This window comes from Hyphomonas sp. UBA3195 (assembly GCF_002366485.1).
Taxonomy (GTDB): domain Bacteria; phylum Pseudomonadota; class Alphaproteobacteria; order Caulobacterales; family Hyphomonadaceae; genus Hyphomonas.
Genome location: NZ_DEXB01000040.1, coordinates 1 through 13,557, shown reverse-complemented (window position 1 = coordinate 13,557; position 13,557 = coordinate 1). Strand labels below are relative to the sequence as shown.

The 13,557-nt window shown below is 57.6% G+C and carries 12 protein-coding genes; 7 read left to right on the top strand and 5 right to left on the bottom strand.

Annotated elements, in window-relative coordinates:
* Positions 1–78 precede the first annotated feature (78 nt).
* The 3 genes from B2344_RS12140 to B2344_RS12130 all read left to right on the top strand — a co-directional run bounded on the left by B2344_RS12140 (position 79) and on the right by B2344_RS12130 (position 2,088).
* On the top strand, positions 79–561 hold the full coding sequence (locus B2344_RS12140; protein ID WP_034815591.1) for a peroxiredoxin: 483 nt from the start codon (positions 79–81) through the stop codon (positions 559–561).
* A 140-nt stretch (positions 562–701) separates the two neighbouring features.
* Positions 702–1,613 carry an SPFH domain-containing protein gene (locus B2344_RS12135; protein WP_034815589.1) on the top strand — a complete coding sequence of 304 codons (912 nt, stop codon included), beginning with the start codon at positions 702–704 and terminating at the stop codon, positions 1,611–1,613.
* A gap of 4 nt (positions 1,614–1,617) precedes the next feature.
* The gene (locus tag B2344_RS12130) at positions 1,618–2,088 is read left to right on the top strand and encodes an NfeD family protein (protein ID WP_290483626.1); all 471 of its coding nucleotides are present in this window, start codon (positions 1,618–1,620) and stop codon (positions 2,086–2,088) included.
* A gap of 75 nt (positions 2,089–2,163) precedes the next feature.
* Here the strand turns inward: B2344_RS12130 and B2344_RS12125 are convergent, their stop codons facing one another.
* From B2344_RS12125 to B2344_RS12115, 3 genes are all read right to left on the bottom strand, one after another.
* Entirely contained in the window at positions 2,164–2,634 is a 471-nt protein-coding gene (locus B2344_RS12125) for a bactofilin family protein (RefSeq protein ID WP_290479571.1), read from the bottom strand.
* Between the two features lie 34 nt (positions 2,635–2,668).
* Positions 2,669–3,892, bottom strand: coding sequence for a peptidoglycan DD-metalloendopeptidase family protein (locus tag B2344_RS12120; protein ID WP_034815582.1), 1,224 nt, complete (start codon positions 3,890–3,892; stop codon positions 2,669–2,671).
* A gap of 180 nt (positions 3,893–4,072) precedes the next feature.
* A complete protein-coding gene (locus B2344_RS12115) occupies positions 4,073–4,564 on the bottom strand; it encodes a peroxiredoxin (protein WP_290485303.1) in 492 nt (163 codons plus the stop codon).
* A gap of 86 nt (positions 4,565–4,650) precedes the next feature.
* On the opposite strand from B2344_RS12115, the gene B2344_RS12110 reads away from it, so the two are divergent.
* Positions 4,651–8,031 carry a DUF3971 domain-containing protein gene (locus B2344_RS12110; protein WP_206990646.1) on the top strand — a complete coding sequence of 1,127 codons (3,381 nt, stop codon included), beginning with the start codon at positions 4,651–4,653 and terminating at the stop codon, positions 8,029–8,031.
* Here the strand turns inward: B2344_RS12110 and tyrS are convergent.
* Entirely contained in the window at positions 8,028–9,278 is a 1,251-nt protein-coding gene (gene tyrS, locus B2344_RS12105) for a tyrosine--tRNA ligase (RefSeq protein WP_290485302.1), read from the bottom strand. The two genes, B2344_RS12110 and tyrS, sit on opposite strands and share 4 nt — an antisense overlap.
* Positions 9,279–9,337: 59 nt before the next feature.
* Here tyrS and B2344_RS12100 point away from each other — a divergent pair, with 59 nt between their 5' ends.
* Complete coding sequence (locus tag B2344_RS12100) at positions 9,338–10,456, top strand: anhydro-N-acetylmuramic acid kinase (protein WP_290485301.1); 1,119 nt, start codon at positions 9,338–9,340, stop codon at positions 10,454–10,456.
* Here the strand turns inward: B2344_RS12100 and B2344_RS12095 are convergent.
* Positions 10,453–11,130: an alpha/beta hydrolase gene (locus B2344_RS12095; protein WP_034815576.1), complete on the bottom strand. Its 678-nt coding sequence runs from the start codon at positions 11,128–11,130 to the stop codon at positions 10,453–10,455. The two genes, B2344_RS12100 and B2344_RS12095, sit on opposite strands and share 4 nt — an antisense overlap.
* A 110-nt stretch (positions 11,131–11,240) precedes the next feature.
* On the opposite strand from B2344_RS12095, the gene B2344_RS12090 reads away from it, so the two are divergent.
* A complete protein-coding gene (locus B2344_RS12090; RefSeq protein ID WP_290483621.1) occupies positions 11,241–12,386 on the top strand; it encodes a cysteine desulfurase family protein in 1,146 nt (381 codons plus the stop codon).
* A 254-nt stretch (positions 12,387–12,640) separates the two neighbouring features.
* Positions 12,641–13,557: SufD family Fe-S cluster assembly protein (locus B2344_RS12085; protein ID WP_290485300.1), on the top strand; the 917-nt coding region annotated here is incomplete at its 3' end.

Sequence of the window (13,557 nt, the reverse complement as noted above, 5' to 3'; positions counted from 1 at the left end):
CTTTGGCAAGGTGTGGTGCGCTTGTCGTGGAGGCGTTGGCGTCCTATCTGGGCAACACAGCATCAAGGAGACCAGCTGATGAGCATCAAAGTCGGAGACAAGCTTCCGGAAGCCACATTCATGGAAATGACGGCAGACGGCCCACAGCCTCGCACAACCGAACAAGTGTTTGGCGGCAAGACGATCGCCCTGTTTGCGGTACCTGGCGCGTACACCCCAACCTGTTCCGCACGCCACCTGCCGGGCTTCGTCGACAAGTCCGGAGATTTGAAATCCAAGGGCGTGGACGAAATCGTCTGTACCTCGGTGAATGATGTGTTCGTCATGGGCGCCTGGGGTAAGGATGCCGGTGCAGGAGAGACCGTGCGCATGCTGGCTGACGGTAACGGCGCCTTTGCCAAGGCCCTTGGCCTGGAAATGGATGCAAGCGGTTTTGGTATGGGACAGCGTTCGCAGCGTTATTCCATGATCGTCAAGGATGGCGCGGTTGCCGAACTCAACGTGGAAGACGGCGGCGAGTTCAAGGTTTCCAGCGCGGACTACATGCTGAACCAGCTCTAAATCAGACAAGGTTTCTTAAGTAACTTATGAGAAGAACGGCGCGTCTGGTGGGGCTGGGCGCGCCGTTTTTCGTCAAATATTTATTGAAAAACGGAAAACCTCTCCCACATTAATTCTGAGTAACAGAAGGAGAGGAATACATGGATCCGTTTTTTGCTGTGGTCGTTCTGGTGGCCGTCGTAGGCCTGATTGGCCTGACATCTGCGTTCAAGTTCGTGCCTCAAGGCTACAATTACACGGTGGAGCGGTTTGGACGCTACACTCGCACACTCAATCCGGGCATGTCGATCATCACACCCTTCCTGGAGCGGGTGGGCCGGAAGATGAACATGATGGAAACCGTCCTCGATGTGCCGCAGCAGGAAGTCATCACCAAAGACAACGCAATGGTGTCGTGCGATGCGGTTGTGTTCATCCAGGTGGTTGATGCAGTGGCGGCGGCATATGAGGTCAACAACCTCAACCACGCCATCACGAACCTCTCCCTCACCAATATCCGTACTGTTGTCGGCTCAATGGATCTTGATGAAGTCCTGTCCAACCGGGATGACATCAATGCGCGCCTTCTGACTGTTATCGATGCGGCGACCAATCCGTGGGGCGTGAAGGTCACCCGAATTGAGATTGCCGACCTGAGCCCGCCAGCCGATATTACCGAAGCCATGGCGCGCCAGATGAAGGCCGAGCGCCTGAAGCGGGCGGAAATCCTGACCGCTGAAGGCGATAAGCAGTCGGCTATCCTGAAGGCCGAAGGTCAGAAACAGGCGCAAATCCTCGAAGCCGAGGGACGCCGGGAGGCTGCCTTTCGCGATGCTGAAGCTCGCGAGCGCGAGGCTGAAGCCGAAGCCAAGGCCACAGCGATGGTGTCCGAAGCAATTGCGCGGGGCGACGTCAATGCGGTTAACTACTTCCTTGGTCAGGCTTATGTCGAAGCGTTCGCAAAACTGGCGGAGTCGGATCAGCAGCGGACGGTTATCATCCCGGCTGAATTCTCGAGCCTCATCGGAACACTTGAGGGCATCAAGGGGCTGACCGGCAATAAGGGAGATTAATCCAATGGAACAAGTCTTCTCTGAACTCACATTCTGGCACTGGCTGGCCTTGGGGCTGATCCTTTTCGGGATCGAGATGATGAGCGGGACATTCGACCTGCTCATGGTTTCCATAGCCGCCTGGCTGACGGCCGCTTTCACCTATTTTGCCCCAGATTCATTGTCGGGCTGGCAGGGTCAGATGATCGTATTTGGCATGGCCGCAACCGTGCTGGTCATCCTTGGACGCACGGTGCTATCCGGGATTCGAAAAACGTTACCTGAGCATCCGACGCTCAATCGACGCATGGCTTCCCTGGTCGGCCAGCGAGGGCTTGCAATGGGTGACTTCATTTCCGGGACCGGGCAGGTCCGGATCGGCGATACCGTGTGGCGGGCCGAAGCGGTGGAGGGCGAGTTGGTACGAACCGGCGACACTGTAGTGGTCGAAGGTGCCAAGATGACGACCGCGATTGTGCGTCGCGTAATGTCATAGTTGATAGCTGAAAATAAAACGGAAAAGGCCAGCTCAACCGAGCTGGCCTTTTTATTCAATTGGGTTCTGAAATGATCAGGAAGCGGACGTCGAAATTCCGTATGCCGATGGGCCGGAAGACGCGACAGGCTTGGATTCATTGGCGGCCGCCGCTGCTTTGGGTGAGGTGTCCTTCAGCGGATCATCCGCATGTTTGACCTGACCTTCGAATACGGCGTTCGACTGGATCTGGAGCGACGAATGAACGATGTCGCCTTTGACGTGGGCACCGGTTTCGAGTTCAACCTTACGCGCTCGGATGGAGCCTTTGATGCGGCCTTTGACGCGTACAACTTCGGCTTTCACTTCGCCGGTTATGTGGCCACTGGCACCAATCGTAATGTCTGTCGCGGCGACATCACCATCGACAGTGCCGTCGATTTGGAGGGCGCCTTCAGAAGAGACCGAGCCATTGATCTTCATGTCGGCGCAGATGATGGAAGCTGCACGGGCGGCAGGCTTGGAAGACGCGCCGCGGATCGCATCCTGCGCGGGCGCCGTCTTCATGGGTTCTGGTGGGGTAGGGGTGTCATTTGATTTGCTATTCTTCGTGAACATGACGGCCTGCTTTCAAAAACTTTACTGGATCATATGCTTTACCGTTGAAAAACACCTCAAAGTGAAGGTGATATCCGGTACTTCTTCCGGTCGTGCCCATCTTCCCCACGAGATCGCCCACTTCGACCGTATCGCCCTTTGATACAGTAATCGAGCGGAGGTGACCATAGCGCGACTTGAAGCCGTATCCATGATCCACTTCGACCACGCGTCCATACCCTGACCGTGCGCCTGCGAAGCTGACGGTGCCCGGCCCAGACGCCACGATCGGCGCCCCACCATAGGCAGCGACATCAATTCCGTTATGCCAACGCGGTCTCTTGATGAAAGGATCTACCCGGATGCCATAAGGGCTGGTGTACCGGAAGGGCACGCCAACCGGGGCACCAAGGGGCAGGCTTTCAACAATCTGTTCGTAATACTGCATCTCGGCGACGCGAGCCTGGGTCTCGGTCAGTCGGTTGTAGAAGCTGGCGTCCTGCGCCGACAGCGTCTCGCCGCCAGCCGTCAGGTTTGCCATCGAGACAAGCGGACCGCCCATCTCTGCGCTTTCCATGATGCGGTCGCTGCCAATCGTGGTCAGCTGGATCACGCTGCGCGCGCGTTCAGCCCGCTCAATGGCGAGGTCTTCCGCCTCGTCGAGCATGCGTTCCTGATTGTATTTTAGGTTCTTGACGCTGACGCGATTGCCTCGCGTGTCGAGTGTGGCCGTCATGCGGAAACTGTCACGAGACTGACGGTCGTCGGCTTCTTCGATAGACGCCTGAACCAACAGGTCCGCGCCATCGCCTGTAAGGGCCGAAACATCGAGCGTTTCATCGCCCTTCAGCTGCTCAAACAAATCCTCGAGCGCTTTCTGGCGGTCTTCCCATTCGGCCGTTTCGCGCTGAAAGGCATCTGTGCGCTCTTCCAGCAGTGAACGCGACAGCGCATCCTTGGCGCGAAGCTCCTGAACCCAGCGCTCATACTTGGCGAGTTCGCGATCATCGGAGCTGCCGGTAAGCGTGCCGGTTGAACCGCCAAGGGCGAAGGTGCCGGTCAGAAAAATTGTCCATCCAGCAAGTGCCGTGGCGCCGAGGGCGCAAATTGCCTGTTGCCATGGAGAAATGGAAATGTACCGGACGGTACCGCCGCTCCGGTGATATATTTGTCGTTCAGGAAATGCACGATCGAACGTCGCCTTGAGGTTCGCACTCCATTTCGCCATTAACGCCACCCGTCGACTGGAATCACACACCGCCTACTGCAATCACACCTACAGCAAGTTCCCAAACCCGTAGAAATATAAATACCGAAATCACTAAGGGACGGAACCCCTTGCGAGCATAATTCCTGAAAATATTCCCCCATTAGGGTAAATCTCTCGTTAATACTCGTTTTTAGGGGCTTAAACCTTGTCCTGGCTCGTTTTTGTTCCGTCCGGCAGGTGGCTCAACACATCCTCTGCGTGGCCTTTCACCTGGACTTTTTTCCAAGATTTAATGATTGAACCGTCCGGTCCGATCAGAAAGGTCTGTCTGGCGATGCCCATATAGGTCTTTCCATACATGTTTTTCTCGATCCAGGTGCCGTACACCTCCGTGGTTTCGCCCGACTCATCGCTGGCAAGAATCACTTTGAGGTCGTGCTTGGCCGAGAACTTTTCGTGTTTGGAAAGCGGATCGCGCGAAACGCCGACGACTTTGGCATTCCGGTCTGCGAATGCGTCGATCAACGCTGAAAAGTCTTTCGCTTCGTTCGTGCAACCGGGTGTGTCGTCCTTGGGGTAGAAGTAAAGAACCAGATAGCTGCCCGAGAAGTCCTCGAGTTTGATCTGCCCGGTCGTGGAGGGCATTGAGAAATCCGGAGCCTTTTCACCGTCTTGCAGTACTTTCGCCATGTATTCCTCCTATGGTGCGGTCAGCTTGGTGTGCATATATCGCCATAGAACGCAATTTTTAGACGTAGATTTTCGGAGTCCCTGATTTGGTCCGCCAGAGAGCCTCACTTGTAATTCTTGAAATACTCGGCGGACTTATCCTGGTTGTTCTGGTTCTGGCGGGGTTGCTCGTCTTCCGTTTGTCCAGTGGGCCGATCGAATTGGAGATGTTCCGAGACGATATCGAGCAGGGCCTGACCAATTCGCGCAATGGCAGACCGGTAACTGTCGGCGATGTGTTTCTGGAATGGTCGTCGGAAGACAAGCGCGTTCTTGTCACCGGAAATGACATCAAGATGCTGGATAGTGAAGGTAATGTGGCTGCGGAGGCCGAGCGTGCCCGCATCGTGCTGTCCAGCTCCGCGCTCGTAATGGGTGATGTGGAGGTCCTTGGGCTCGACCTGGTCGATGGCTGGATCAATGTTGCTCAAGCTGACGATGGCATTTGGCACATCGCGGGCGATCCACTGCCTGAAATTCCGGTCGGTGAAATGCCACAAAATCCGAGCGAATGGCTGGAACGGATAAACGCCGTACTTCCCCAAATTCTTGTGGTGCTACAAGAAGAGAAGGCTGACATCAGTCTCGAGCGCTTGTCCTACGAGGACTTTGAAATGCGCGTCTTCGCTTCTGACAGATCGCCTCTGTTTACCTTGACGGAGTCGAAAGGGCTGCTCTCCGTCACGGAAGACGGAGTAGATTTGTCCATGTCCGGCAGTGGCGTGGGGGCCGGTTTGCCGGCTGGGTTGGCGCTGGACATTGATACGAGCGATTTGGGCAGCCGTATGCAAGCCTCTCTCGCCGTCGCTCAATGGTCTCTTGCGGACCTTGCTGCGAGGCTGGGTACCGACAGCGAATTCCTGTCCGGTGTGCCAGCAGACATTACCGTTGAGTTTGACACGTCCAGCGCAGCGGGCGTCGAGAAGATTGTGGTGAAGGCCAACCTTGCTGAGGGCAAACTACCGTTCGGTGAGAGCGGCATGAATGTGACGGATCTCGATCTCGAGATGACCTATGCGGCGACGGGCGATGAATTGCTCATCTCAGGGAACTCACTACGATTTGGCCCGTTCGCTGGTTCAGCAGACTTAACACTTCAAAACGCGCTGAAAGGGACCGGACCACGCCCATTCAAACTGCGAAGCAATGCTGCGACGCTTGACTTCACACCATCCTTTGCAGAGCCACTTGGTTTGCGCGATCTCCGCGCTGATGGAGAAGTGAATTTTCCGGATCGCAGCTTAAAAGACACCCGGATTTCGTTCGTATCCAATGACGCACAGTTCCAGTTCATCACTGATATCGCGATGACCCCAGATCGTGAGAAGAATGAATCTCCGATTATCGGAGCCATCGAGCTGGAAACTGAGGGAACAGTCACGAAGGACACCGTGCTGGCCTTTTGGCCCGTATCGCTGGGCACGGGAGCGCGATCCTTTACGGCCAAACGGATCAGCAATACGGACGTAGACAATTTACGTGCGCAGATGACGCTTCAACGCGATAGTTTCGCGGAAGGTTATCTGAGGGATGAAGACCTGAACCTTACCTTCGATATCAACTCGGCGGACGTTAAGTTTCTCGATGACTTGCCCGCCGCCCGGAATGCCGTCGGCAAGGGGCGCCTGACGGGCAACAGTTTCAGGGTAACTGTTGACCAGGGCGACTATGGTGGTTGGGACATTGACGAGGCCCTGATCGACTTTCCAGCCTTCAATCCGAAAGGGGAGGATTTCCGCGTATTTGCAAAGGGGCATGGCCCTGCAGCAAACGTTATTACGACGTTGAATGAATCCCGGCTCGATCTAGGCTTTGATGAGGAGCGTTTAAGTGGCGATGCCGAGGCGACATTCGAGTTGTTCCGACCGGCACTCGATAATGTCCCAGACGAAGCGGTTCGCTACACGGCAATCGGTCGGCTGACCAATGGTGGCCTCAAGCGCGCCGCGCTCGGCCTGAATCTGGCAAACGCTACGGCTGACATCAAGGTTGACCAAGATGGTATGACCATTACCGGCTTGGGTGATCTTGGTCCGTCACCTGTCCAGTTCAGTTGGCGCGACGGTTTCAAGGATGGTGAGGCTCCGTCGGCGCTGTCGGCACAAGCGGTTATCACGCCGGATGTGTTGAATCGGTTCGGCCTTCCGGGGAGGGCGTACTTGACTGGCGAAGTACCCACAGAAGTTCAGGCGACCGTTGAAGGTGAGGATGTGTCGGTTGCAAACGTTGTAATGGATCTGACCAATGCCCGTCTCGACCTGTCCGAAATCGGCTGGGTGAAGACTGCAGGCAAGGAGGGGAAGGTGACCGTCCTGTATGAGCGCGCCGAAGAGGGCTTCTCCTCCGACGTACTCTTTACCAGCGAAGAAGCTTATCTGGATGGAAAGTTTACACTGGGGGGAGATTCCCGTTTGGTCTCGGCGGATCTGAGGCGGGCCTTTCTCGCAGACACTGCAGACGTGAACGGACAGATTTCGCGAGGTCCGAATGGCAATTTGCAAGTTGCGTTGACCGGCAGCTATCTTGATCTGTCGGGCGCATTACCAGGCATCGGTGCGCTGGGCGACGCGAATGACAGCAATGGTACGCCGCTGAGCGTCAGGGCCGACGTCGACACACTTACCCTTGGCGCTGGCCTTTATGTGCGAAACGCAGACGTCACGTGGCGGTCAACAGTGAACGGAATGCAGAAGCTCTCAGCGACCGGAAACACGGATGACGGGTCAGCCTTCAATATCGATTTGGATGGCTCGTCTCCGGAGGGCACGGCGATCAAAGTTGTCAGCAGCGATGCCGGCTTCATTACCAGCGCATTTCTCGATCTCGACTTCATCGAAGGAGGGAGGCTGGACATAGATGGCACGCTTGCGCGCGATGGAGCGCCGTCTCGGTTCAACATTGTTGTGACGGACGGGCGGTTGCACAATGCCCCGTTCCTGACTCAAATTCTCTCTCTCGCCTCTCTTCGTGGACTTGCAGATACGTTGGGAGGTGACGGCGTTCTGTTCTCGCGGATCGACATTCCATTGACCGTGGCGGGGGATCGTTACGTTGTGACTGGCGGGAAAGCGCAGGGCCCGGCGCTAGGCCTGACCGCCAACGGCTATCTTGGCGCCGACAGCGAGATCAGTGTCGATGGCGTGCTGGTACCAAGTTTCGGCATGAATTCAGCCCTTGGGGGCATTCCGATTATTGGGGACCTTGTGGTGGGCCGGGATGGTGAGGGCATCTTCTCGTTGACCTATAGCATCCGCGGCAGTCTCGAAAAGGCGAACGTGTCGGTCAATCCTCTGTCTGCTCTCGCCCCGGGTGTCATCCGACGGATATTTGAAAACCCGTCGGATACGGATATTCCGGAGGCTAAAGCGCGACCGGAAGATGAGCCTATCCCGTCCGAGCTGCCACCGATCCCCGAAGAGGAATTCTAGATTGCCTTGACCAGCGCATGGCGCTTCTTGCCGGCGGACAGTTTGATTGTCCCGTCTACAAGGTCGTCCGCTGACAGGGATGCATTTTGATCTGATACCGGAGTATCATTCACCTTTGCTGCGCCTTGCTTGATCAAGCGGCGCGCGGCGCCGTTGGATTCTGTGAGACCCGCCGCTGTGAATGCGGCGGCTATGAGCATGCCACCATCAAGATCGGATGTTGCGATTTCAACAGTTGGCAGCGCGTCAGCTTGGCCGCCCGCAGCAAATACTGCGGCTGCTGCAGCTTCCGACTCTTTCGCGGCCGCTTCGCCATGCAACAGCTTCGTGGCCTCATTGGCCAGAACGACCTTCGCCGTATTGATCTCCGCGCCCTCAAGCGCTTCAAGACGGGCAATCTCGTCGAGCGGTAGCTCTGTGAACAGCCGCATGAATCGTCCGACATCGGCGTCTTCTGTGTTGCGCCAGAATTGCCAGTACTCGTAGGGGCTCTTGCGGTCCGCGTTCAGCCAGACTGCACCATCTGCGGTCTTGCCCATCTTGCCGCCGGACGCGGTTGTGATGAGGTGAGCCGTAATTCCGTATGCGTCGCCACTGGCGGCCTTGTGAACCAGGTCCACGCCACCAACGATATTGCCCCATTGGTCTGATCCGCCAATCTGCATCCGGCAGTCCAGCTGGCGGTAGAGTTCGAGGAAGTCGTAGGATTGCATGAGGAGATAATTGAATTCGAGGAAGGTGTAGGGCTGCTCTGCCGCAAGGCGCCGGGCGACCGTGTCCTGTTTTACCATTGTATTGATGGTGAAGTGCACGCCAACTTCGCGCAACATTTCGAGGTAGCCAAGCTTGCCGAGCCAGTCGTCATTGTTGACCATGATCGCATCGGTCGGCCCGTCGCCGAAGGTCAGGAAGGGCTGGAAGGCCTTCTTGATGCCTTCCATGTTGGCCGCGATCTGCTCGTCGGTCAGCAAGGGGCGCGACTTTTCCTTGTCGGTCGGGTCGCCCACCTTGGTCGTGCCGCCGCCCATCAGCACGATGGGTTTACCGCCGCTCTTCTGGAGGTGGCGAAGCATCATGATCTGTAAGAGCGAGCCGACATGCAGGCTGTCTGCCGTCGCATCAAAGCCGATATAGCCAGTCGGAATCCCCTTGGCGCAATAGGCATCCACCTCTGCCGGATGGGTGACCTGTTTCAGGTAACCGCGCTCTGACAGGGTTTTCAGGAATTCTGACTTGTATTCGCTCATCTTCTCGTGTCTCCGTGAAGCTGCCGCGCGTAACATGGAAAACTGATATCTTGAACTCTGTGAGTGAAAAATCTGAACCGTATTGGGTGGCGGGCTTCATGTCTGGCACGTCGCTGGACGCCGTTGACGCAGCGCTGATACTGACTGATGGCGAAAAGGTTCTGGAATTCGGAGCGACTGCGGAGCGTAAATACACACCTGAAGAGCGCTCCGCACTGCAGCGCGCCACCGATGCTGCACGCGCGTGGAATTGGGTTGGCCCTCAGCCGGACGGTGTTTTCAATGCGGCGTGTTCGGTTGTTACCCGCACCCATTTTGAGACATGGGAGCAGTTGCTCGCGACTTGGACGGGGCCTGCGCCCCGTCTTGCGGGTGTCCACGGTCAGACCGTGTTGCATCGCGCACCCAAGGGAAATCAGGCCGGGGCGACCCTTCAACTCATCGACGGCCCCGCTATGCAGGCTGCGCTCGGTGTCGCGCTCGCTTATGACTTTCGGTCTAATGATGTGGCCGCCGGCGGGCAGGGCGCACCCCTTGCACCCGCGTATCATGCCGCACTGCTAGAGCGCCTCGGCGGCGACGCGGCATGCGTTCTCAATCTTGGCGGTGTTGCGAACATTACCGCTCGTATGAGTAGTGGCTCCCTCGTCGCGTTTGACACAGGCCCGGCGAACGGACCCATCGATGAATGGATTGAGGGACATGGCCTGGGGACTCATGATGAGGGCGGTTGTTTTGCTGGGGCTGGCCGCGTGCATGATGGCTTACTCGTTCAACTCCTGGATCATGATTGGTTTGACCAACCGCCGCCAAAATCTTTGGACCGATACGACTTCAACGCCAGTATGGTGCGCGGTCTATCCGTCGAGGACGGCGCGGCTACGCTGACCGAGTTTACGGCGCGCGCCGTCGCGATTGGTCTTTCCCAGCTGCCGGAATATCCAGCGCGCCTGATCGTGTGCGGTGGCGGCAGGCACAATCCTGTCCTTATGGCTGCGTTGGCACGCGCGGCTGGGTGCGAAGTGCATTCGGCAGAAGCGGTTGGTTGGCGGGGAGATTCGATTGAGGCGGAGGCATTTGCCTTCCTGGCCGCGCGAACTGCGCGCGGATTGCCGATCAGTTGGCCATCGACCACTGGTGTTCCCGCCCCGATGCGGGGCGGGAAGCTGATTTTCTAGTCTTCCTCGGCTTCGAGGCGGAGCTTTTCTTCTGCGGCGGCAAGGCGCTGTAGCAGGTAATCTTCGCAGAGCCCGATCAGTTCGTCGCGCTTGTCCTGATAGAAGTGGTTCGCACCTTTGACCGTCGTGCGGTCGATCTGTTCGCCCTTCTGAACGCGCACTTTGGTCAGCGCACGTTCAACATCTTCAGGCGATGAGATCGAATCGGAATCGCCGGATACAATCAGGCCGGATGCCGGACATGGTGCCAGGAAGGAAAGGTCATAGTGGTTGGCCGGGGGAGAGATGGCGAGGAAGCCGTCAATCTCCGGGCGGCGCATCAGCAACTGCAACGTGATCCACGCCCCGAAGCTGTAGCCGGCACACCAGACAAAACGCGGGCTCTCTGCGAGGTTTTCGACATAGTCCAGAACGAAGGCGGCATCTTCGAGTTCACCAATGCCCTGATCATACTGACCCTGGCTGCGGCCTACGCCACGCGAATTGTAGCGCAGCACGCCGAACCCATGACGCTCGAACATTTGATACAGCATGATGGAGATAGGATCCTGCATCGTGCCGCCCGCTTTCGGGTGAGGATGGAGGATTAGCGCAATCGGCGCGCCGGGAAGCGGCGGCTCGGTGTAACGGGCTTCGATGCGGCCCTGAGGGCCCGGAATGATGAGTTCTGCCATGTTATACTCGCTGGTCTCGGGGGAAGGGCGCGGTCATAAGCCATTTGAACTGCGAAATGCAAATTTTTCTACACCTGCAAAATCGCCGATAAGTGAGTATATCCAGTCCTATGATATATGCAGATCACAATGCGACCTCGCCTTTGAGGCCTGAAGCGCGCCAGGCGATGCTGGATGTATGGGGCATGGGCGCGACCAATCCGTCGTCCGTCCATACGGCCGGAAGGGCGGCGCGCGGCGTATTGGAGCGGGCCCGCTTGGCCATTGGGGGCGCGATCGGTAGCCGGGCGGAAGACGTCATTCTGACGGGTGGTGGCACCGAAGCGGACAATTTGGCGATTCATGGTGTTGCCGTAGCGCTCGATGGACATTGCACCTTCCTGGTTTCAGCGATTGAGCATGAGGCCGTCACCAAGGCTGCCGCCCATTCTGGGGTGCAAGTGCGGACCGCCTATGTGAGGCCCGACGGGACGTTGGACCTGAACCAGTTGCAAGATCAGCTTTCGGATTGGGATCACGCCAAATTGGGCACACCGGTTCTGTGCCTGATGCTCGCCAATAATGAGACCGGCGTGATCCAGCCAGTGGGAGAAGCTGCTCGTATCGTGCGCGAGGCAGGCGGTCTGACGATTTGCGATGCGGTGCAGGGGCTCGGTAAGAGTTCGGTCAATGTCGGCCTGCTCGGCGTCGACTATCTCAGCCTGTCGGCGCACAAGATTGGCGGCCCGCAGGGCGCAGGCGCGCTGTGGCACCGGGCGGGTGCGCCGCTGAAGGCCGTGACCCATGGCGGCGGGCAGGAGCGTGGGTTGCGGTCCGGCACTGAGAATGTTGCTGCGCAAGCGGGCTTTGGCGCGGCGGTGGAGGCTGCCGTGAGAGATTTGCCGAAATATGCTATGCTGGCCGCGTATCGAAATGATATGGAGGCGCGTCTCGAGCGCGAGGCGGGCGTGACGATCATGGGCAAGGCCGCTGAGCGGCTGGCTGGGACATCGAACTTCGCCAAGCCCGGCTTTGCGGCGGAAACGCAGGTCATGGCGATGGATCTGGCAGGTGTGTGCATTTCGGCCGGATCTGCATGTTCGTCTGGCAAGGTGAAGCGCTCGCTCGTATTGCTGGCGATGGGCGCATCTGACGCCCTTGCGGAATCGGCAATCCGCACCAGCTTTGGATGGAACAGCACACCGGAGGATTTCACCGGTGTGGCAGATGCCTGGCTCGACGCAGCCCGGCGGACGGTATTGAAGGAAACGGCCTGATGGTCTCACTCAAACGACACGCTCTGCCCTTTGGCATACTGGCTTGCGCAGTAGGCTTGTCCGGCTGCGCGATGATCAAGCCAATCGGAAAATTCACTCTTGGTAGCGCCGCACACCGCGATTGTGCGGAGGCTCGTTCGGTTGACGCGCGCAGCATGTGCCATCGCGGGCTTGAGGAACCGAACCGGCCGTATGATGCGGGCATCGCGCTCCGGGACCCGGGAAGGTAGGATAGGATGGATTGCTGCGGCGGTATGGAAGATCATGATGAGGACTGCACCGAAGTGAAGGTGAAGGACAGCATTGACCAGGGCACGGTCGACGCCGCGAAGGCGCTCGAGTCGGAGAATTACTCTGCGGGGTTTGTCACAGACATCGAAATGGACATGGCGCCAAAAGGCCTGTCCGAAGATACGATCCGTTTCATCTCAGCCAAGAAGGAAGAGCCGGAATGGCTGCTCGAGTGGCGCCTAGCGGCCTATCGGCGCTGGCTGACCATGGAAGAGCCGACCTGGGCGATGGTCAATTATCCGACCATCAATTATCAGGATTACTACTACTACGCCGCCCCCAAATCCGGCGCGAAGTATGAGTCGATTGACGACGTTCCGAAGGAAATTCTCGAAACCTACGAAAAGCTCGGTATCCCGTTGCGCGAAGCTGAAGTTCTGCTCGGTGTCGAAGGCGCGGCAGAAACCGCAGCCACCGCACGCGAAACGCCCCGCGTTGCCGTCGATGCGGTGTTCGATTCTGTCTCTGTTGCCACGACCTTCCGCAAGGAGCTGGAAAAGGCCGGCGTGATCTTCATGTCGATTTCCGAGGCAGTTCACGAATATCCAGATCTTGTGAAGAAGTATCTCGGCACTGTCGTGCCCCAGTCGGACAATTTCTTTGCGACGCTGAACAGCGCTGTCTTTTCTGATGGAACATTTGTCTATGTGCCCAAGGGCGTCCGCTGCCCGATGGAACTGTCGACTTATTTCCGCATGAACGCCGAAAACACCGGCCAGTTCGAGCGAACGCTTATCGTGTGCGATGAGGGTGCCTACGTCTCTTATCTCGAAGGGTGTACCGCGCCGATGCGCGACGAGAACCAGCTTCATGCCGCCGTGGTCGAGCTGGTCGCGCTGGAAGACGCCGAGATCAAGTATTCAACGGTCCAGAACTGGTG

What these genes read in the sequence shown, in the direction of transcription:
- B2344_RS12115 (WP_290485303.1), bottom strand. Translation starts at nt 4,564, where the DNA reads ATGGCGAAAGTACTGCAAGACGGTGAAAAGGCTCCGGATTTCTCAATG.
- B2344_RS12125 (WP_290479571.1), bottom strand. Translation starts at nt 2,634, where the DNA reads ATGAAGACGGCGCCCGCGCAGGATGCGATCCGCGGCGCGTCTTCCAAG.
- B2344_RS12095 (WP_034815576.1), bottom strand. Translation starts at nt 11,130, where the DNA reads ATGGCAGAACTCATCATTCCGGGCCCTCAGGGCCGCATCGAAGCCCGT.
- B2344_RS12140 (WP_034815591.1), top strand. Translation starts at nt 79, where the DNA reads ATGAGCATCAAAGTCGGAGACAAGCTTCCGGAAGCCACATTCATGGAA.
- B2344_RS12120 (WP_034815582.1), bottom strand. Translation starts at nt 3,892, where the DNA reads ATGGCGAAATGGAGTGCGAACCTCAAGGCGACGTTCGATCGTGCATTT.
- tyrS (WP_290485302.1), bottom strand. Translation starts at nt 9,278, where the DNA reads ATGAGCGAATACAAGTCAGAATTCCTGAAAACCCTGTCAGAGCGCGGT.
- B2344_RS12090 (WP_290483621.1), top strand. Translation starts at nt 11,241, where the DNA reads ATGATATATGCAGATCACAATGCGACCTCGCCTTTGAGGCCTGAAGCG.
- B2344_RS12135 (WP_034815589.1), top strand. Translation starts at nt 702, where the DNA reads ATGGATCCGTTTTTTGCTGTGGTCGTTCTGGTGGCCGTCGTAGGCCTG.
- B2344_RS12130 (WP_290483626.1), top strand. Translation starts at nt 1,618, where the DNA reads ATGGAACAAGTCTTCTCTGAACTCACATTCTGGCACTGGCTGGCCTTG.